Origin of the sequence: Endobacterium cereale, from assembly GCF_009617585.1 — a bacterium.
Classification (GTDB): Bacteria; Pseudomonadota; Alphaproteobacteria; order Rhizobiales; family Rhizobiaceae; genus Neorhizobium; species Neorhizobium cereale.
Map to the genome: position 1 here is coordinate 20,206 of NZ_WIXI01000037.1, position 20,017 is coordinate 40,222.

20 protein-coding genes are annotated in these 20,017 nt (G+C 54.5%); 11 read left to right on the top strand and 9 right to left on the bottom strand.

Annotated features, from left to right (window positions below):
* Positions 1 to 13: 13 nt before the first annotated feature.
* Positions 14 to 196 carry a hypothetical protein gene (locus tag GAO09_RS06705; protein WP_153353272.1) on the bottom strand — a complete coding sequence of 61 codons (183 nt, stop codon included), beginning with the start codon at positions 194 to 196 and terminating at the stop codon, positions 14 to 16.
* A 121-nt stretch (positions 197 to 317) separates the two neighbouring features.
* Between GAO09_RS06705 and GAO09_RS06710 the strand changes: the two genes are divergently transcribed.
* The 5 genes from GAO09_RS06710 to GAO09_RS06730 all read left to right on the top strand — a co-directional run bounded on the left by GAO09_RS06710 (position 318) and on the right by GAO09_RS06730 (position 2,960).
* A complete protein-coding gene (locus GAO09_RS06710; RefSeq protein ID WP_338015049.1) occupies positions 318 to 1,619 on the top strand; it encodes an NAD(P)/FAD-dependent oxidoreductase in 1,302 nt (433 codons plus the stop codon).
* Positions 1,616 to 1,813 carry a hypothetical protein gene (locus GAO09_RS06715; RefSeq protein WP_153353274.1) on the top strand — a complete coding sequence of 66 codons (198 nt, stop codon included), beginning with the start codon at positions 1,616 to 1,618 and terminating at the stop codon, positions 1,811 to 1,813. The genes GAO09_RS06710 and GAO09_RS06715 overlap by 4 nt, the downstream gene beginning before the upstream one ends.
* Before the next feature lie 286 nt (positions 1,814 to 2,099).
* A complete protein-coding gene (locus GAO09_RS06720) occupies positions 2,100 to 2,612 on the top strand; it encodes a ferritin-like domain-containing protein (RefSeq protein ID WP_153353275.1) in 513 nt (170 codons plus the stop codon).
* A gap of 46 nt (positions 2,613 to 2,658) precedes the next feature.
* Complete coding sequence (locus GAO09_RS06725; protein WP_153353276.1) at positions 2,659 to 2,805, top strand: hypothetical protein; 147 nt, start codon at positions 2,659 to 2,661, stop codon at positions 2,803 to 2,805.
* Positions 2,802 to 2,960: a hypothetical protein gene (locus GAO09_RS06730; RefSeq protein WP_153353277.1), complete on the top strand. Its 159-nt coding sequence runs from the start codon at positions 2,802 to 2,804 to the stop codon at positions 2,958 to 2,960. The genes GAO09_RS06725 and GAO09_RS06730 overlap by 4 nt, the downstream gene beginning before the upstream one ends.
* Before the next feature lie 77 nt (positions 2,961 to 3,037).
* Here GAO09_RS06730 and GAO09_RS06735 read toward each other — a convergent pair whose 3' ends face one another.
* Positions 3,038 to 3,214 carry a DUF2934 domain-containing protein gene (locus tag GAO09_RS06735; RefSeq protein ID WP_153353278.1) on the bottom strand — a complete coding sequence of 59 codons (177 nt, stop codon included), beginning with the start codon at positions 3,212 to 3,214 and terminating at the stop codon, positions 3,038 to 3,040.
* Positions 3,215 to 4,826: 1,612 nt separating this feature from the next.
* Between GAO09_RS06735 and malQ the strand changes: the two genes are divergently transcribed.
* Positions 4,827 to 6,683, top strand: a complete 1,857-nt coding sequence (gene malQ, locus GAO09_RS06740) for a 4-alpha-glucanotransferase (protein WP_209018632.1) — start codon at positions 4,827 to 4,829, stop codon at positions 6,681 to 6,683.
* Positions 6,684 to 6,813: 130 nt separating this feature from the next.
* On the opposite strand, the gene GAO09_RS06745 is transcribed toward malQ, so the two are convergent.
* Both GAO09_RS06745 and GAO09_RS30460 read right to left on the bottom strand, forming a co-directional pair.
* Complete coding sequence (locus GAO09_RS06745) at positions 6,814 to 7,500, bottom strand: TetR/AcrR family transcriptional regulator (protein WP_153353280.1); 687 nt, start codon at positions 7,498 to 7,500, stop codon at positions 6,814 to 6,816.
* Between the two features lie 802 nt (positions 7,501 to 8,302).
* Positions 8,303 to 8,755: a GNAT family N-acetyltransferase gene (locus tag GAO09_RS30460; RefSeq protein ID WP_153353281.1), complete on the bottom strand. Its 453-nt coding sequence runs from the start codon at positions 8,753 to 8,755 to the stop codon at positions 8,303 to 8,305.
* A gap of 314 nt (positions 8,756 to 9,069) precedes the next feature.
* Here GAO09_RS30460 and GAO09_RS06755 point away from each other — a divergent pair, with 314 nt between their 5' ends.
* The 4 genes from GAO09_RS06755 (at position 9,070) to GAO09_RS06770 (ending at position 11,140) form a co-directional block, all read left to right on the top strand.
* Complete coding sequence (locus GAO09_RS06755) at positions 9,070 to 9,468, top strand: helix-turn-helix domain-containing protein (RefSeq protein WP_153353282.1); 399 nt, start codon at positions 9,070 to 9,072, stop codon at positions 9,466 to 9,468.
* A gap of 234 nt (positions 9,469 to 9,702) precedes the next feature.
* Positions 9,703 to 10,173 (top strand): Hsp20 family protein, encoded by a 471-nt coding sequence (locus tag GAO09_RS06760; protein WP_153353283.1) that lies wholly within the window; start codon positions 9,703 to 9,705, stop codon positions 10,171 to 10,173.
* 222 nt (positions 10,174 to 10,395) lie between these two features.
* Positions 10,396 to 10,692, top strand: coding sequence for a DUF982 domain-containing protein (locus GAO09_RS06765; protein ID WP_153353284.1), 297 nt, complete (start codon positions 10,396 to 10,398; stop codon positions 10,690 to 10,692).
* 142 nt (positions 10,693 to 10,834) lie between these two features.
* Entirely contained in the window at positions 10,835 to 11,140 is a 306-nt protein-coding gene (locus tag GAO09_RS06770) for an ArsR/SmtB family transcription factor (RefSeq protein WP_324185296.1), read from the top strand.
* 22 nt (positions 11,141 to 11,162) lie between these two features.
* Here GAO09_RS06770 and GAO09_RS06775 read toward each other — a convergent pair whose 3' ends face one another.
* The 4 genes from GAO09_RS06775 to GAO09_RS06790 form a co-directional block, all read right to left on the bottom strand.
* Positions 11,163 to 11,567, bottom strand: a complete 405-nt coding sequence (locus GAO09_RS06775; protein WP_153353285.1) for a PAS domain-containing protein — start codon at positions 11,565 to 11,567, stop codon at positions 11,163 to 11,165.
* A 625-nt stretch (positions 11,568 to 12,192) separates the two neighbouring features.
* Positions 12,193 to 15,015, bottom strand: a complete 2,823-nt coding sequence (locus GAO09_RS06780) for a bifunctional diguanylate cyclase/phosphodiesterase (RefSeq protein WP_209018634.1) — start codon at positions 15,013 to 15,015, stop codon at positions 12,193 to 12,195.
* A gap of 470 nt (positions 15,016 to 15,485) precedes the next feature.
* Positions 15,486 to 16,499, bottom strand: a complete 1,014-nt coding sequence (locus tag GAO09_RS06785) for a sensor histidine kinase (protein WP_153353287.1) — start codon at positions 16,497 to 16,499, stop codon at positions 15,486 to 15,488.
* Positions 16,500 to 16,693: 194 nt separating this feature from the next.
* Positions 16,694 to 17,701, bottom strand: coding sequence for a sensor histidine kinase (locus GAO09_RS06790; protein ID WP_153353288.1), 1,008 nt, complete (start codon positions 17,699 to 17,701; stop codon positions 16,694 to 16,696).
* 442 nt (positions 17,702 to 18,143) lie between these two features.
* Between GAO09_RS06790 and GAO09_RS06795 the strand changes: the two genes are divergently transcribed.
* Positions 18,144 to 18,866 carry a Crp/Fnr family transcriptional regulator gene (locus GAO09_RS06795; RefSeq protein WP_153353289.1) on the top strand — a complete coding sequence of 241 codons (723 nt, stop codon included), beginning with the start codon at positions 18,144 to 18,146 and terminating at the stop codon, positions 18,864 to 18,866.
* 26 nt (positions 18,867 to 18,892) lie between these two features.
* On the opposite strand, the gene moaA is transcribed toward GAO09_RS06795, so the two are convergent.
* Complete coding sequence (moaA, locus tag GAO09_RS06800) at positions 18,893 to 19,885, bottom strand: GTP 3',8-cyclase MoaA (RefSeq protein WP_153353290.1); 993 nt, start codon at positions 19,883 to 19,885, stop codon at positions 18,893 to 18,895.
* Between the last annotated feature and the right edge of the window lie 132 nt (positions 19,886 to 20,017).

Sequence of the window (20,017 nt, forward strand, 5' to 3'; positions counted from 1 at the left end):
GTGGGACATGGCGTCAGGTCCCCGCGATCAGGCCGTAGACGGCGATGAAAATGTAAAGTGCAAACGCTGCAATCGCGAATGCTGCCAGAAAACCGACTGCGCCGCGCCCCATCAAGACTTTGCGCTTCTTTTCTTGCGGAGTGTCATTCGAAGGTGTGAGACCCGTCGGTGTGTCCGCGCTTTTGTGTTCTGTCACTGCGTTACTCCCTGACTATGCCCAGCGAACCAACGCATTCGGGTAAAGTTCCTTGTCGAGATGGAACCAATGACTTTTGCTCAGGTTAGCGCGGCGCATCGAGGACAATCATGAGGGGCCTGTGCAAGAACGTATTGTAATAATCGGAGGAGGTTTTGGCGGCCTCGCTTGCGCGCAGGAACTTGGTGGCACGGATTGCTCCGTCACCGTCATTGATCGCCGCAATCACAACCTTTTCCAGCCGTTACTCTATCAAGTCGCGACAGCCGCACTCTCCCCCGCTGATATTGCCGAACCTATTCGCAAGACCTTGGGTCGTTATCGCAACATCAACATGATCATGGCGGAGGTGATAGGGATCGATGCAGACAGGCAGCAGGTCCTGCTCGATGGTGGTGACCGGGTCGACTACGATCGTTTGGTCATTGCGACTGGCTCGGAATACAACTATTTCGGCAAGGATGGCTGGCGCGCCAACGCACCAGGGATGAAGACAATTCATGAAGCACGCCAGATCAGGCAGCGTCTTCTATCGTCATTCGAGAAGGCGGAGAGAGCCCACGACGAACAGGAAAAGCGCAACCTCCTCACTTATGTGGTGATCGGGGGCGGGCCGACCGGCGTGGAGATGGCGGGAGCGATATCCGAGCTTGGTCGATTCATGATCAACCGGGACTTCAGACACATCCAACCTGACCAGTTTAAGGTCATCCTGATCGAAGCGGGACCAAAGATACTCGCAGCATTTCCGGAAAAGCTCATCAACTACGCGCGTCATTACCTCGAGAAAATAGGCGTCGAGGTGCGCACAGGTGAACGGGTTCTCGATGTAACATCGGATGGCGTCACGGTCGGGAGTGAATTTATTCGAACCGGCTGTATCGTCTGGGGCGCGGGCGTCAAGGCATCCCCCGCACATCAATGGCTCGAACTTGATTCCGCGCCGGGAGGACGGATACCGGTTGATAATCAGCTGCGGGTCGTAGGCCACCAGAACGTTTTTGCCCTTGGAGACACCGCCGATTTTAGAGGAACGGATGGAAAGCCGCTACCCGGCCTCGCTCAGGTTGCCAAGCAGCAGGGCATCTATCTTGGGCGGTCGTTGAAAAGCGGAGAGGCAAGCCCTGCAGGATTTGCTTTCAAGAACCGAGGCAATACGGCGGTCATCGGTCGAAACGCTGCCATTTTTGATTTCGGCAAATGGACCTTGAAAGGGCGGACCGCCTGGCTCTTGTGGGCCTTCGTGCACGTATATCTGCTGATCAATTTCGAGAAGCGCATTCTCGTGAGTGTTCAATGGATATGGCGCTACCTCACCCGGCAGCGCGGTGCTCGCCTGATCGAGGAAGGCTCGATCAGAGAGACCGAAGTGACAGCGCCCTCTACCATTTACTCAGTGACCGGACCGGGAGGTGATCGATGACGCAGATCTGGTTTTTTGCTCTGGTGGCGGGGGCAACGCTTTTCGCGATCGCGATTTCCGTCGCATCAAAGAAGATGATGTGGCTCGGCGTGGTTTTGTCGATCGTGGGAGTGCTCGGAGTTGGCTTCTATTTTTTCAATGGCAGCCAAGCGGGTCCAAATGATCCACCTGACGTTTCCAGCCCCGCCCGATGAATGATCATTGTCCAAGACGAGGATGCGTGATGACTCAACAAGAAAAGCCTGCAAGCGGCATGATGCTGTTCGTTGTGCTCCTACTGACAGCGGCGTTTGGGTTAGGGGCGCTCTATTTTTTCGTACTCACTCCGGGAGATCCAGACAGTAACACGATGCAGCGACCGTAAGACGGGACGTTGGAGCAGCACACGCGATGATGTGACAGCGCGACTGTGTCGGATGAATGATTCGAGGGAACTCTGGCGCGGGAAAGCTGTTCGCGGTTCGTCAAAAGGAGGCAATGATGTCTGACGATAAAACGAGAGATATTTTCATCACCGGCTTGAAGAACGCGCACGCGATGGAGAACCAGGCGCTTTCCATCATGAAGCCTCAGGTCAAGCGGATCGAAAACTATCCTGATGTAGCGGCGAAGCTCGAAGAGCATATCCGCGAGACGGAAGGACAGATCAGCCGTCTGGTTGAAATACTGACGTCCCTCGCCGAGGAGAACTCCTCGTTGAAAGACGCCGCCCTGTCGTTCACCGGCTCAATGGCAGCACTCGGCCATACCGTCGCCGGCGACGAGATACTCAAGAACAGCATGGCCAACTTTGCATTCGAGCACTTCGAAATTGCGGCCTACAGATCGCTCATCACGATCGCCGAGCTCGGCGGTTTCGCAGCAATGGTCAATCCATTGCAGGCCAACCTCGATGAAGAAATCGCCATGGCTGCTTGGCTTGAAGACAACCTCCGTCCCACGACGATCAAGTTCGCCAACCTCAAGGAAGCAGGTATGTCGGCAAAGATATGACTGGATCTGATTGCACTTGATACGAACACCAGTGGAAGAAAACTAAATGACCGATCCCGCAAAATCGAATCCGGAAAGCGACGCGGCACGCTCTGATGCGAAAACTGCCGATAAGAGCCGAGAGGATCTGAAGAAGCGTGCTGAAAAAAGTCTCGAAGACAGCAGGGGCGAGCGATCGCACGACAGAACATGAGCCCAGATGGCCCGGCCGGCAAAAGCGTGATCACGCTTCTTGCGCTTGCCGCAGCCGTGGTTCTAATCGGTGCTGTGATCTACATGATGTGGATGCCGTCAGCTGCCCCGCCGGAAGCTCAACCATCACCTCATGCCATTGATCAGGCTGGTTGAAGCGCAGGATCGGAAAACGATGGCGGATATCCGCCATCGTCTCAAGTTTAGCTCGTTTATCATAGGGGCAGCAGGGTTCAGTACTCGTCGTCCCAGTCAGTAGCCGTGCTACCGGTTTTGCTTTGTGCTTGGCCCGCATCCCATTCAGCGCTGGCTTCGGCCCATTGCTCGCCATCTTGGCCATCGGGCCGTCCAGCCTGCTCCCACAGCTCGTATGCCCGCTTTGATATCCACTCCTCGCGATCGGTACCCATACCTTCCTCCTGTAACTTATATTGGTGCCGGCGAGCCGTCGAGCTCGCCGGCCGCGGTCGTCATGCGCTCTTCTTGGTGCCCTTGGGATTTGCGGACACCTCGCCAAGCTGGGTGAGAAGCTGGTCGGTTTCGAGCTCCTCCTGAAGGTTGGCATCGAGCAGCGGAATAGCATCTTTCAGGCCAAGCTCTGGATCGGCTCTATGTCGTATGCATAGAGCGCGCGCGATAAGGGCTTGCCAATAAACCGGCCTGCAGCGATGCCGAAAGCTACGCATAGGTTACCGCATGCAGGGCTTTGCTCGGCAATCTCGATGATGCGTCCAGAGTTGCTTATGACGGAGACTGCGTTGTGCCATCGTTGCCTGCAATCGACACGGTCACGTCTCACATGTCTTCCTTTTCTAAGGCGGAGACACTGTCACAAATGAGGATGCTTTGCATCATTGGCACCACGATCGTCGTTTTTAGTCTTCGAGAAAATCCGAGTTCGGAGGTCGTAGGCGCAGACAGAGAATTTTGATTTGAAGCCTCGCGCCAGCGGAAGAAAGATTACGTAAGGCGCAAACGAGGACAGAGTATCCACTGTTAAAGAAAAGTTATGCTCCAATGCGGTTCGCGTGCAAATGGCTTGTTAACTTCGATCCTGTCCGACGAAGTCTCATCTCGGCAAGAAAAATAGCCCGCCGAAGCGGGCTGAGGAAGTGCGAAGAACCAAGGAGACGCGATACACGAGTGGGTTCCCACACGCAAAGCTAAACGCGAATGGTTAATGAAAAGGTTTGCTTGGCGGTTAAGACCTGAGAAGGTTTTTGCGGCACGCCCAAGCATGAGAATTGAAGTTTTGTATGCTCCCCCGTGCGACCGCTATCAGGCTGTTCAATGCAGCGTACTGATCAGGTTTCCAAATTGGTTGGCGTAGTCTGCGATCGCTCTGGCTGCACTCTCGCTCAGACACAGCATCGGCAGGTTGCGAATGCGCAGCACACGGCCCGTAAGGCGGTCAACAACGGACCAACCTAAATCGCCGTCCTTTAGGGCCTGATATCGCGCCTCATCTCAATCCATAGTAGTAGAAAGCCTCAAATGTACGACGGTTCCCGGTACGTTGTCCGGATTTGGAGCCAATGCGGGTATAATGGTCTTCATGCCAGCAACATCGGCAAACGTCTAATTTGGTAATTCTCAGCCTGAACTGCGGAAACGTGTATCTCCGGTTTGAAGGGGCAGCCGTCTTCAATCAGATGAAACGTTACCAAATTTGCCGTTGGGCGAAAACGGTCAAGGTTTGCCGCATCACGTAGAAAGCGAACTGCGTCAGGTGATCGTGGCTGAACATGGTGCAGTAAATGATTTGAGCGCCATGCGAGCCCAGTTTCGGCTTTCCTCCCTGCCGAGTTGACCGTTTAGTCAGTGCACCACATACCCAATGCACGCCGATAAGGGGCCAAAATCCCGAGATTGGCATTGGGTATAGCGGGACGTGCTGTGCGACTGATCTGATACGCTCTTGCACCCTCAAGCGGATTGCCTGCCTTCTCGGGAACATCTGTCTCGATCGAAGATTGGGGCATGTTGGCAGAGCACTTTTGCTCTTGGCCGAGGGAAAATTTGATGACACGCTCGGAGCTGGACCAAATCGCCCGGAAGGCTGGAATTGCGCTTCATTATCTCGGAATCGATGGCTTGATCACCGAGGTGCCATCGGAGACGATTGAAGAGCTGGTTGCGGCTATCGGACCAGCGATTTTCGAAAAGGCAGCGGCCACGCCAAATTATGATCTCGACGGCGTCATCGCATCCGTGGCCAATACTTGCTTCTCTCCCGACTGGCTCCGCGATACCCGAGTATGGGGCATCGCTGTGCAGATGTACGAGCTGCGATCCGAACGTGATTGGGGCATCGGCGATTTCGAGGATTTGGCCGCTGTTTGCAGCATTGCCGCAGGAGAAGGAGCCGATTTTGTCGGGATTAGTCCGCTACATGCGCTCTTCACAGCTGATCCAGATCGCTGTTCACCTTACTCGCCGTCGAGCAGAACGTTTCTCAACCCAATATACATCGCGGTCGATCGCGCTCCGGGATACTCTTCTATCTTACAGGACAGCGAGGCAAAATTGAATGTAAGGTTGAGCGAAAACGTCGATTATGACGCTGTTCAGAGGTTGAAGATCGAAACGCTGCGGGACGCATGGTCAAACTGGCGTCGGGATCTCAGTCGCGATGACGAGTTCAGCCGTAGATCCTTCAACGCATTCGTATCGGATGAAGGTGCAGCGCTGCGCCGGCACGCGCTTTTCGAAGCGTTGTCACATGAAATGGTCGCCAAGGGTCGAGGCGCTGGCTGGCGTAGCTGGCCCGAGCCGTTTCAGCGTCCAGGCAGCGTAGTGGTAACTGTCTTCGCCGCAAATCATAAGTCTGAAATCGAGTTCCATCAGTGGATGCAGTGGATAGCTCATCTTCAGTTGAAAGACGTCGCAGCTCAGGCCGTCGCGAGCGGGCTACGTCTTGGCCTGTACCTTGATTTCGCGGTTGGACTATCACCTGATGGCTCCGCAACGTGGAGTAAGCCTGATGCCTATCTCCAAGGCTTTTCGATCGGCGCACCGCCTGACCCGTTCAGCGTTCACGGACAGAATTGGGGCCTCGCCGTCCCCTCGCCAGCGCCTCATCAGCAGGAAAGTGACGCAGTAGCCGACATTCGACGGGTTATGCAGTACGCAGGGCTAGTTCGGTTTGACCACGTCATGGGCCTCTGGCGTTTGTTCGCGGTCCCGGAGGGGCGGCCGACATCGACAGGGACTTATCTGCACTATCCTTTTGCCGAGGCTCTCAACGCAATTGCGATAGAATCTCAGCGCAGCCAAACGGTGGTTGTCGGGGAGGATCTTGGCAATGTCCCCGATGGTTTCCGTGAGGTCCTGTCGCATGTTGGCATGCACAGCTACAGGGTCATGTACTTTGAGCCAGAGATCTCCACCGAGCGAGCCGACCCGATGCATCCTCAATCCCTGTTCTGCCTTTCAACCCATGATCTCGTACCGCTGGGCGGATGGTGGAAACATGATGACATAGCGCTGCGCCACTCCCTTGGCCTCCTGGATGAGAGCGGGATCGCGATCGAGAGCTCTAATCGCGAAGGGCTGAGATCCGCGCTTTGGCTTCACCTGTTTGGCGAGAAGATGGAAAGCACCAACGTTGCGAAGGCTGAAGCCCTGCAGCAGGCCATCCATAGCTATGCCGCGGGGCTGGACAGCAAACTATTTGCCGTGCGACTCGCGGATCTCCTTGGTGACGAACGGCCAACAAATGTCCCGGGGACTGATACGAGTTACCCCAACTGGCGTCTGAAGGCGCTTTGCCCAATCGAGCACTGGCGAACATTACCCACGTTCATTTCAATCGTAGAGAGCGTCTCGCAAAAGAGACCACGAAGCGATAGGGCTGGCTCGGTCGCTGAGCATTCGTGAACCATACGTGGATCGCCCATGATCAGCGGGCGGGTAGTTAGCGGTCAGCTCTCAGCGCCGCCGGTACAATCAATGGGCTGTTAGGCGGCGACGCGTTGATCAACGATCCGCCCAACTGGGCGGCTCTTTCTCAGGCTCTTGCCGTAATCGCGGCCGGCCATTTCGGCCATTCTCCGTCAAGAAAGAACGTCAATTGAGTTTGAACGATGACTTTGAAATGGGCGATGTAGGTATCGGATTCCTGTGGCGGTGATGTGAGAGCGAGACGCAACGTCGCATCCGCCATATTGAACATCAGAAACAGCGCCGCTTTAAAATCAGCCCGTCTCGACTTTGCAACGAACTGCTCGGTCGCCTCATAGAAATCCTGCACCTGATACCGCGTTTCCTCAATATCCTGCTCGGCTAGGCTCTTGCTCGCCTTTATGGCTGTCAGGATCTGAACAGCGGCGGCGTTCTCGCGCATTGCTCGATAGTAGGCGTCGAACAGCTTGCCGGGCGCCTTGAGTGCATCTTCGCGGGATTTGATAGTTGCCACCACTTCGACCACAAGACGACGGGTCAGGTTCACATGGCGGTCGTGCAGCATGGCAAGGATAGCCGACTTATCCGGAAAATACTGATACACCGACGAGATTGGTCCACCGGACTGCCTGCCGATTTCCTTCATCGTCACTGCATCGATTCCATGTTCGCCGATCAGCTTCTCAGCAACACTTAAAATGCTCATGACACGATCGAGCGCTCGATCCTGCTTCGGAATTCTTCTGAGAACCTTCCGTTCACGTTTCCACCCACTAATGTTCGTTTTCGTCATTTTTGAATACCCCCAGTGCCGTAACGCTAACGCAGACAAGCTGTTCTATTAGCGGCCCGGCTCGATCAAAAAACATAGTGCTGGCTCCAAGCCCATGACAACGATGTCTCCAGGGAGCCTTGAGCGCCGCCTAAGCTCGGATCGATCCTTTTTTCGCAAAGCGGCGCGGCCATTTGCGGCAAAAACCACGGTGTTTGGCACGGTGAAGAGCTAGTCCGAATCCTGTAGGGCTTTTCCATCTGGGTCTGTTGGGCCAGTCCTCCGCGATTGAGAAGCTGTAACCGGCCTGCTTAGCCGAATTCCTTGGCCGGCGGCGAATGAGTCCGCATGGTCAAGGAATCGGAATGTTCGCTCAAACGAACGGCCTTCTTCTGAAACCTCTACAACCCACACGTCATCTCGCTCATAAATACTGACTATTTTGTCTGGCAAATCTCATTCCCGATGTACCTTAATTATGACAAATGCTAACTTGTTCTAAGTCATAACGCCACCGTTTCTGCGGGCTGAAGCGCGTAAATGCTTATACCGAGATCTTGTCACGCGTTTTCCAGCGTTGCGTTCTCTATTTTTGCAGCCTCAATAGCGGTGCCATTTTCGACGCGGCGATGAGCGCTATCGCGGATAAAAGCATATCACCGCAGGCACGTGATCTTCGCTTGCGCCTCCAGCGCTGGAAAACAACTCGGGCGAGCTGTGATGCCGGCCTTCCAAATAATGCCGCGTTGATCTTAGGGCTGCAGCGGATTATCAGGTAAAGCATGGCAAATTGGCAGCCACATGGAACTCACTTGTTACCGTATCAACTGCTCGCAGAAGAGCTCAGCACATGGACATATTCTCCAGGCGCTTGCACAACTGTCCAACCTCTTCGCATGTAGAACTGCATTCCGTCATCCGTTGCCGTTAAGTAGAGGGGAGTGCGGCCTAACCGCTCGGTGCGCCGGATGGCCTCCGCGATCAATAATGAGCCAGTTCCTTTTCGACGCTCAGTTTCTTCGACCCACAAACCAGACAGCCACGGTGAGAGGTCCCTCCGTGGGCCAGTGTTGCTCTCCACTACAGAGACAGCTCCTAGGAAAAAACCGTTCTTCACCGCAACCAGCGTGAAAGGGAAGGCCCTTCCGCGCATCGTATCCTGCACCTTGGACTTAACATGGTCGACGGTGCTGACGTCACGCCACCATTCCCGCCAGATTCGATCAGCGACAGTGTCTGCCATCCATGGACATTCGTGAAGGTCAAGAATTTGCATGATGTGAGATAAAGATACTCCGTTTTCAATGAACGCGTTCTCGCCCGGCGATGTCTCCGCTCACCCGCTCCATTTTGCAAGGACTGTTTTCACTGCCGCAGCTTGCTCGGAGAAGCTCGGATCTCTGCGTGCAAATCGTTAGCAAAATTGCCTCAATTACGCCGAAGATGCAGCAGTAGGTAGTGCTGCGTCTGGCTGGCAATCAATTTATACAGTGGCTGCCACGGCTCATTGCCACGAGTTTGCTGCGCGATCATCGTCCTGAGAGTAAGGTCGTCAGGAAAGAAAACGGCATAAAGATGAGAGGAAGCTAAATGCCTACATTTTCCCCTGATCCTATCGACGTCACTGTGGGAAGCAACTTGCGGCGTTTTCGGCAAGTCGCCGGCATAAGCCAGTCCGCTCTAGGCGGAGCCCTCGGAGTTACGTTTCAGCAGATTCAGAAATACGAGCGTGGGACTAACCGGGTGAGCGCAAGCCGGCTTCAGCAAATCGCGGATGTATTGAATGTTAAAGTATCGGATTTTTTTGATGGAGAAAAGGCGATCTCTACCCATGGGGGTGCGCTGCCTGCTAATGATCCGCTGGTAGTTTATCTCCTTACCGCTGAAGGCAGGGCTCTCAACCGAGCTTATTGGAAGTTATCCAAGGCACTTCGTCATCACATAATTGGGCTCGCGGAATCTCTGGAATTCTCATCGAATGCAAAGTAGCTGCAGGCTATGTGCATATCGATCCATCCAAATATTCTTATCTCCTGGCTCCGACTAGGAATTCCAAGAATCGCGGCACGATCGCGACATCTGATGAGGAAAAATTCTCCGATGCTCTTGAACGACTAAAATCGCGAAATTAAATTGTTGCCGTCGGCGGCCCAAAGGGAGCCGAAGAGCCGGGGCAGCGGGAGTTCCGCGCCCCTTCCATGTTGCTTTACGGAGGATATGGTAATGAGAGCTGATCTCGATTTCGCACCACTGTACCGGTCCAGCGTTGGCTTCGACCGCGTCTTCAATCTTCTCAACAATGCTCAGCGCCTGCATGCGGTCGATAGCTGGCCGCCCTATGATATCGTCAAGACCGGCGAAAACGATTACTGCATCGAAATGGCGGTCGCAGGTTTCGGCGAAGGTGATCTCGATATCACCCAGGAACGCAACGTCCTGATCGTCAAAGGCCAGAAGGCCGAGACAAAAGACGGTGAATATCTGCATCGCGGGATTGCCGGACGCGGCTTCGAGCGCAAGTTCGAGCTTGCGGACCATGTCCGGGTCGAGGACGCATCGCTTTCCAATGGTCTCCTACAAGTGAGCCTCAAGCGTGAAGTCCCCGAGGCAATGAAGCCGCGGAAGATCGCCATTGGAGGTGCCACGTTTCAAAACGAGCCGCTTCAGCTGGAAGCAGATCGCCAGGTCGCTTGATCGGGTGATCGCCATGAAGTCTCGTGCGAAACCCTTCGCAGTTCAGGTTCGCAGACGCAGAGGCCTCAAACGGAAAGCACTGTCCGGGAAGCATTCTCAGACTTGCTGCGCAGAATCCAGAACCCCTCGCCTCAAGCGAAACCCTCACGATAACGATCGGCGGCCGGTCCGGGAGGGCCGGCCTCCACAGTTCGACCAATCGAGCCAAGCAAGGAGGTTACTATGGCGCTCGCTCTGTTCGACACACCGCTCTACGCTCAGCGCCGGTATTTCGTGCAGGAAATCACCGGCCTCGACGATGTCTTCGATTTTCTCGATGAGTGGCCACAGGAGAAGCGGAACCTCGCATACCAGACTTTGAGCCGATATTGCCACGAAGCTGCCGGAGGTCGGTGGCCGATCTCGGCCGTCCGCAAGAACTTCGAGCGTTTCTTGAAGCAAAACGGGAAGCTTGCCTCGCTCGAGGATGTGCCGCCTTGCCTGCGGCGTGACGGTGGCGCCAAGATTGGCGGCATATAAGTTTGCCGTTAAGGTAGCATCACTTTTATCAGGGCGGAGGCGTACCGAATGTCTCCGTCACGCGCACGTCCCGATTGACTAAATCGTGCAGCGCTGTATGACGTTTGTCTGTTTTAGCTGATTATTTGTCAGGATCAATACGGTGAGCACCGAAAACAATATTGAGCGCGACGTCAAACTTCTTTCCGCTATGGCCAACGAAAAACGCCTCCAGATTTTAAAGCTCATTTCAGAGCGGGAGTTGGGTGTGGGAGAATTAGCCTCATTGGTCGGACTGAGCCAGTCTGCCCTGTCGCAACATTTGGCGAAATTGAGGGCAGATCAGTTGGTGGTTACGCGCCGAGATGCCCAAAGTATCTATTACTCCACAAGCCATTCGGGCGTCTGCTCCATCCTGAAGACGCTCAGCGCTATGTCACGGACCGAAGATCAGAGACACGCTAGCTGAACCGAACCCACCCGTTCCAACTTCAGTGTTGTAAATCGGCGCCGCGCGCTTCTTCACTCGCGTGGACCACAATACCGACATAGCGAACCGTATCCCCAAGTTCGTTGCGGAACCCCCTCCCATAACCCGTTACCCAGCTATATTCATTGAGGCTGTTCAAAACGCGGTAGGTTTCTTGCTGCGGTCTGTCAGCAACGATGCTGTCACGTATCTTTCTTGCAAGGCGTGGTCGGTCCTCTGGATGAACCCGCTCCATATACACTTCAATTGACAGACCCGCAGCCGCATCTCGCGGGTGCAGCCCAAACAGCAAGGCAAGTGCGCCATCGGCACGGAGGATGTTGTCACCCACATCCCAGGAAAAGAAACCCGCTTCGGGCGGCGCGGCTTCGGAAATTTCTGCGACAAATAAAACATCGTTCAACAAACGTATGGTCCACCGGCACGGTTACGTTGGGTTGATTTCTATTCTAGGATGTGTGCACGCAACTTCAAGGGGTTTGGTATGAACCAGTGCGCGACAGTCGGTTCTTCCCACTAATCGCCGGCACTCGTCTCATACTAAACCTTAAAGAAAACGGGCTCTTCGCAGGACTTTCCTCGCTCGGCGCCGCAAAGCAGTCTATAGGGTATTAAGTCGATTATATGGGTATCAAGCAAAGGCTTCAGTGACCGACCGAGGCACTACATTCGAAGCCGTTTTCGCGCACAGCACAGAAGCCACTGGTCAATTCGTTGTAAGAAAAAAGGGCCTGCGAAACCGCGGCCCTTGAAATTGGAAGGTCGAAACCTCCAGAGGGAAACAGCTGGCGCCCGGGAGACAGTGGGCGCAACCGGTTTTCCGCATATGAGCACTATTCAGTTTCCGGGCAAGAGCTTGTTCCCGATATCGGTACGGTTTCGGTCGTTTTCCGATTGGACCAATCGATCAAGCAGGAGCGCAAACGTGCCGTTACGCTCTGGCGGGTGGTAGCCGGCCTGGTGCTGGACGGCGCTGCGCACCATCTGGCTCGATGCAAGTGAAAGGAATTCGAGAGGCAGCACCCAGAGTTTTATCGTGCGCTGCAAGTTGCGGTGAACTGTCCGGACTGAGCCTCTCGTAGCATTGGGATCAACTCCGCCGATGCAACGGGCTTGCTAAAGAGATATCCCTGAAGCTGATCACAACCTTCCACTCTCAGGCAGTCACACTGGTCGTTGGTTTCAACGCCCTCAGCTGTAACGATCGCGGAGAAGCTTCGCCCAAGTCCTATGATTGCTCGCACGATCGCCAGATTTTCGTCCGAGACTGCTACATCCGTAACGAACGATCGGTCGATCTTCAATTTGTCAAACGAGAACTTGCGGAGATAAGCAAGGCTTGAATAGCCAGTGCCAAAATCATCGAGCGCAATCCGCGCGCCGAGGCTTTTGAGTCCATTCAGAACTCGGATGTTGTCGTCGGTATCGGATAGAAATACCGACTCAGTGATTTCAAGTTCAAGTCGGTCCGGCGTCAAGCCTGAAACGGCTAGCGCCTTTGCAACGCTTGCCGCCAAGCCGAAGCCAGAGAATTGCCTGGGAGACAGGTTAACTGCCACCTTAACGTCAGATGGCCATCTTGATGCGTCATTGCATGCCTGCTCCAGGACCCAACGACCAATGGACACGATCAGGCCGGACGCCTCGGCTGCCGGAATAAATTCTGTCGGCGAAATAGAGCCGAGTTTTGGATGGTTCCAGCGCAGAAGCGCCTCACAGCATACTATCTTACCCGTTTCCGCGTCTACAATGGGCTGAAAATCGAGATGAAACTGCTCGTTTGTAAGGGCGTTTTGAAGTTCGCCTCGCAAAAGCCGCTCGCGGTCTGCTTTAGTCTCCATCGAACTCTCGAACAGTCGAGCTTCGCCTTCGCCCGTCGATTTCGCAACATAGAGCGCGAGGTCAGCACGTTTTATCAGGACGTCCGCCGTCGAGCCGTGTCCCGGGCTAATGGCAATGCCCAAGCTGCAGCCGATCGACACGGCATGACCATCAATAATATAAGGCTTCGCCAGAACCGAAATCAGGCGGTCCGCAAGCTTATTTGCGGAGGCGTCGCCTGCTCCGTCCAGCTTGTGGATCACGGAAAACTCGTCGCCCCCGAGACGCGCAACAATATCCTGATCGCCTTTTACTGAGACCATTTCGCGCGCGATCTGTCTGAGGAGTTCATCTCCTGCCTGATGTCCGAGCGTATCGTTGATCCCCTTGAACCGGTCCAGGTCGATCATGATTAGTGCGAATGGTTCTGAGGAGGCCAGTTGCCGGTCCAAACCAACCTGAAACGAATGTCGATTTGGAAGGTCGGTCAAGATATCATGCAACGACATATGGCGGTTTTGCTGCTCGACCTCCAATCGTTCGGTGACGTCTTCGGAAATGCCAAGAAGGTAGCGTGGATTACCATTGGCATCCGGGACTCCGATCTTTTGCGTCCGAAGTGAACGCATTCCGGCTGGCGTCGAGATGGGTTCGTTCTCGATTGTCACCAATTCCCCCAAAGCCATGACGGCTTCGTCAGCCTTTCTGAAACGCTCCGCCTCCTTCACGTCGAACAGATCGAAATCCGACTTGCCGATCAGATCTTCGCGCCTGGTGCCGAGAAGTCTCTCGCCTGCTTTATTAAGGAGCACAAATTTCCCGCTGGCTGCGTCCTTGACGAAAACCATGGAGGGAATGCTTTCGACCACTGCGTTTAAGAAGATTTCTGTGCTAGCCAGCTGGTTTTGTGCCATGTCACGCTCAGTTACGTCGACATTTGCTACCACCACGCAGTCTTTGTTATTGTGCCTAAGCCGCCGAGCGAAGGTGAGCACGCGGAGCAAGCCGCCATCCGCAGCTACGTGCGTCCCGGGACGCTCAGACTGGTAGAAGTCGCCGAAATCTTTAATTGTTGCACGGATTTCCTCACGCTCTTCCGCCGGCCGCATATCCAATGCGTTCTTCGTAAGTGCTTCCGGGCGGGTGTAGCCATACAGTGCGCAGGCGGCGTCATTGATCGCGAGAAAATCGAGTGAACCTGCGTCGAAGATCCACATTGGAATTGGATTACGATCAAATAGCATTTCGAAAGATGCTTCCCGGCGCTTCCGTTCTTCGATATCGCGGACGATCACCCCCATGCAAAAACTTTTGTTGCTCGCCCAAATTCCTGCTGAGAACTCGATCGGTATTTCACCGGCACTTTTGTGTAAGCCGATCGCTTCGATTGGCGTAAAAGAGAGGAATTCGGATCTGGAGGCTCTGAACTTCCGAACGACGGCCGCCATTTTCTTCTGCAGTTTGACAGGAAGTAGCTTGTCTATCGGCGAATTGACCAGTTCGTCCTCTTGGTATCCAAAAATGGTACGCGCGGCGCGATTAGCATACATGATCATCCCGCCAGCGTCGATGTGGATGATTGCGTCAGGAGAAGTTTGGTTGAGACAGAGCGCCGCTTTTTGCATTTCTGCAGAGCGATTGAGTTCCAGTTGATCCATGGCCAGGTTCGCCATCGCTTGCAACGTTTCCCGATCCTCAGCGGAGAAATCCTCTCGCGGGAGAGTATCGATGATGCACAGCGTGCCGAGTATATGGCCCTTTGACGTTACAAGCGGCGCCCCGGCGTAGAATCGAATGAAAGGATCACTTGTTACAAGAGCATTTGAGCGAAACCTGTCATCAGCGCGAGCATCGGCAACAACAAGTATCTCGGCGCTATCGAGCGCGTGGGCGCAAAATGAAAGGTCTCGTGTCGTTCCGCAAGGATCGAAGCCGGTCTGTGCGGCGAACCACTGGGTATCTTCATCGAGGAAGGACAGCAACGACGTAGGAACATTGAAAACTCTTGCCGCGAGTTTTACGATCTGATCCAAAGAACTTCTGCTTCCAGCTCGCAGAAAGCCGTAGCTCCTCACTTCTTGAAGCCGTTTGCCCTCGGGGTTTGACCATGTCTGGCTAGGATCGGCTTGCGTCACGTGTCATCCCTACGGCGAGCACGAGTGACTCACCTCAAATTGAATCTGCGCAGACCCTAATGGAGCTGGTTTACGATCTCATAAACATCCAACTCAACCCCTTCTTTTGTCCGGTATTGGACACATGCGATCTGGGGGCAAAAAGCTCCATCGTCTGCGAACTTATAATCAGCCAAGGGCCGCTATGATGCTGTATAATAACATTCGAGGGCGATGTGCCGTGCAGCCTTCCATCAGGCCGTTCTAGATTCTTTTGAAGGCCGTGCTCAGACGCTCTCTCTTGCGATCGAGTTGGATGCTTCCATCACACTCAGTTCCCATGGAAACCAACAATGACGGTCCCGTCAAAATCGACGAGACCGCCAAAGCTATTCCGCCTCGTGAAGCTGCCGCTGAAGTTTCGCCAGAGGGGCGCGAAGCTTAACGACCAAACCAGTTTCCAAAAAGTCGATAAAGAGCTCACCGAAACTCGCAAGGCTCACGCTGATCAGCCTTGACCCAAATCCTTTCTTGCTTGGTGGAACCACTTTTGGCCCACCACTCTCTGCCCATGTCGCCTCAATCGAGGGCTCCCCAGCATCCTTTGTTACAGTCCAGCGCATCGTAATGAGACCGTCAGTATTCGACAGGGCCCCATATTTTCGCGCGTTGGTGCCGAGCTCGTGAAGAACGAGCGATATCGCTAAGGCTGCTTGTGGATCGAGTTCGACGTAGGGTCCACTCGACAGGAAACGTGGGCTTCCTTCTAGCCCGAGACTGGAAACCGCACTCGCGACGACTGTTTTGAGATCTGTGCTGGACCAGTTTTCGTGCATTAAAATGTCATGCGCGCGCGAGTAAGCCGAAATGCGGTCTTGCAGCGTCGATCCTACTTCAGCGACAGAACTTGCACCACGCAGGGACTGCGTGACAATCGACTGGATCACCGAAAGGGTGTTCTTGAGGCGGTGGTTCAGCTCATGCATCAGAAGCTTCTGGCGCTCCTGACGGTGCCGCTCTTCCGTGCGGTCGCGTAAGATCTTGAGGAAGCCCTCGGGCGAACCGCCGTCGGAGCGCAGCACCATCATTTCACCGGATGCCCAGATTTTCGAACCATCTTTCCGCAGATGCCAGCGCTCGTCATTTCCGCGGCCATGCTCCAGAGCGTCGCGCATCTCCTGCTGGGGAATGGCATTCTGCTGATCCTCTTCTGTAAAGAAAACCCCTGCCGGTTGGCCAAGCATCTCTTCTTCGCTCCAGCCTAGGATGCGGACAGCCCCTTCGTTCCAGATTGTCACCAGGCCATTAAGATCCATGGAGATGATCGCGTAATCGATTGCGCTGTGTAGAACAGCCTCGAGAAACCGCTCGCGTGACGTGGAGTGACGCTTGGTCGTGTCCATGGTTTCCCCCGGAATGCCTGTGTCGATGTCCTTATATGAGCGAGGATGAGCCAAGTCTCAAGGCAATATGTAATGGACTCTCATGATCGAGCGATGCGCACGCCTGTATCCGCGGTCCCGCGAAGACAGTTGCCCAAAGCCGAGCAAATGACTTATCCGGAAGACGTTTGCGCGACCTCTATCAGGGTCCCCCTTCATTCCAGCCCGATCTGAATGCGGGGCAGGGGTGCGATCAGCGTCCAGACAATAGCATCCTCAGTAGCGGTCCATGTGCATGTCCCCCCGAGAGCGGCCGCGACGATGCGTTTTAAAACGAGGGAACCGAACCCATTGCCGCGGGCTAGGAGATCTGGCTCGGTGACACCTGTCTCACGCCAAACCAATTTGAACTGCTCGCCTTCAGGTTCACTCGCAAGTGTCCATGACAGATCCACATCGGATAGCTCCGATCCAGAAAACTGCAAACGGTTGATGACCAATTCATGGAGGGCCATGCCGATGTTCAACACAGCATTCGCGTCGAGCAAGATGTCAGGTCCGGAGGATGAGAAAACGCCATTTGTGGCGAATGGTCGGACCTGGTGCGAGACCAGTGCCTTTAGCTCTACGCCTGCCCAGTCGACCGAAGACAGCAAATCCTGAGAATGGGAAAGCGCCATAATGCGCTCCCGAACACGTCGCTCAAACGCTTTGATATCCTGTTCGCGCGCGGCGGTCTGGGTGATAACAGAAAGGATAACGGCATACTGGTTTTTAACCCGGTGGTTAATCTCACGCATAAGCAGTTTGAGCCGGCGCTCATTTTCCTTGCTTTCAGAAATATCGCGGGCGATTTTTGAGGCACCAATAATCCTGCCGCGCTTGTCTTTGATCGGTGAGATCGTGATCGAAACTGGAACCAGCCTCCCTGCTTGAGTATGGCGCAGCGTCTCGAAGGTCTCTATCTGTTCGCCTAGCTTAATGCGCCGGATGATCTCAACTTCCTCATCGTGGCGGTCGTCAGGTATGAGGACGTAGATCGAACGTCCTATAGTTTGTTCGGCCGTAAACCCGAAAAGCCTTTCAGCAGCCTTGTTCCAACTAACAATCGTCCCAGCCAGATCTTTGCTGATAATGGCATCAAAGGAGCTGTCCACAATGGCTGCGAGGCGAGCTTCGCTGTGATTTTTGCGGCGGCGCTTTTTGGACTTCTGCTCAAACATGTGCATTCCCGCGTCACGTTTAGACAAGGGTGTGTAAATGTTACGATGACTTACCAGCTAACCAGCTATTACGAAACTTGACCGGACGCAAAACTAGTGAACCACGCTACAGTTTCAACCCTTGTAGGACCTTCTTCCAAAACTGAGGCTCGGTCGACGCCTAGGTCGTCTATAGGTTAGATTAAAGCAGAGTGGCCCTCGGCGGAAAGATCTGACCACCGTTCACTGCGAGGGCTAGTGAAGCGGATCGCTGGTTCGATTCCGTCAACGGAACCGAGGAACGACATTGCCACCTCCTATTTGTCAATGTGACGGAGGTGAGGGTACAAAGCCTGTTGTGCCAGCGCATGGTGCCCTCAGATATTTTGCGCCGTTTGATGTCGGTCAGGCGTAAATCTCAATAACTGTTCATGTGTGCCCAATCGATATCGAAGGGCAACAAATGAGTGAGAACGGACTGGATGGGCGCAGGGATGTTTTGTGCGGTCTCGAGAGCGGTGCGCCCGATGGCAAAATCGAGATTGCCCTCAACGCTGAGCACATCCGAAATTTAAGCAAAGTTGGCACGAGGCGAGTCGCCGATCTCGGCGGTACCATAGTTTTCGAGGGTGAGCTGTCTTCCAACTTTCTCATCATTATCGATGGTGTCGCCGTGCTCGCAAAAACTCTACGCGACGGGCGGCGGCAGATTGTCGGCCTGAAGTTCGCGCCGGGAATTATTACGCCGCCAACTGCAACGAGGCCCATGCACATATCCGCGGCGACCAAACTGGAAATTTGTTTAATCCCGTCTTCTGTAATGGACGAGCTTGTTCGCGAATCCCATGAACTCGCCATAGAAGTGATCAAGAGCATAGGTGATGACTTAGAGCAGTCTAGAGAATGGCTTCTTGCCATCGGTCGGAAAAGTGCGGTCGAGCGGCTCGCTAGCTTTCTGATGATTATCGCACGTTGGCAATATGGCGGCCTTCAGGACGGATCTCGCCTAAGCTTACCTGTCTCTCGGACCGATTTATCCGATTTTCTCGCACTCACAATAGAGACGACGAGCCGTACGCTCAGCCGTCTACGCCGCATGCGCGTCATTGAGGTCGAAAATGTTCAGACCATTGTAGTCTTGGACGCTACGAGACTTGAGAGGCTTTCGGCTGGTCCTGACAACTGAAAATGAGTGACGAAATTTATGCCCGCTTAGCCACCCGTCACGCTCATGTGCCGCGATACGGCAGGCCGGTTGTTGCGGTCGATGATAAAATCGTGGCCTTTGGGCTTGCGGGCGATCGCCTCGTCGATGGCCGCAGCCAGATGGGCCGGGTCGTTGCTTTCGCGCAGCACTTCGCGCAGGTCGGCTGCGTCGTTCTGGCCGAGGCACATGTAGAGCGTGCCGGTGCAGGTGAGGCGCACGCGATTGCAGCCCTCACAGAAATTATGGGTCATCGGCGTGATGAAGCCCATGCGGCCGCCGGTTTCGGCGACTTCCACATAACGCGCCGGGCCGCCGGTCTTGAACGGGATGTCCCTGAAGGTGAATTCCTTCTCGAGATTTTCGCGCAGCACCGAAAGCGGCAGGTAACGATCGGTGCGATCTTCCTCGATCTCGCCCATCGGCATGGTTTCAATGACGGTGAGATCCATGCCGCGACCATGCGCAAAACGCAGCATGTCGGGGATCTCGTGTTCGTTGAAACCTTTCAGCGCCACCGCATTGAGCTTGATCTTCAGTCCAGCTTTCTGGGCGGCATCTATGCCTTCCATGACCCTGGCAAAATCACCCCAGCGGGTGATTTCCCTGAACTTTTGCGGATCGAGCGTATCGAGCGAGACATTGATGCGCCGCACGCCGGCGTCGTAAAGCTCCTGCGCGAAGCGGGAAAGCTGCGAGCCGTTGGTGGTGAGCGTCAGCTCGTCGAGATGACCGGTTTCGATATGGCGGCCGATCGAGCGTACCAGATGCATGATATTCTTGCGCACCAGCGGTTCGCCGCCGGTCAGCCGCAGTTTCCGCACGCCCTTGGCCACGAAGGCGGAACAGAGGCGGTCTAGTTCCTCCAGCGACAGAAGGTCCTTCTTCGGCAGAAAGGTCATGTTTTCCGCCATGCAATAGGTGCAGCGGAAATCACACCGACCGGTGACGGAGACGCGCAGATCAGTGACCGCGCGACCGAATGTGTCGATCATAGGCATGATCTCTGCCGCGGGTTTTTAAATAATGGTCATCCCCTTAATCGCTGCGATGATTTATCCCTCCACGCCTTCGAGGAACGCCGCTAGTTGATCGGTATCCTGCAAACCATGGTTGCCTGCCTTGCCCATAAG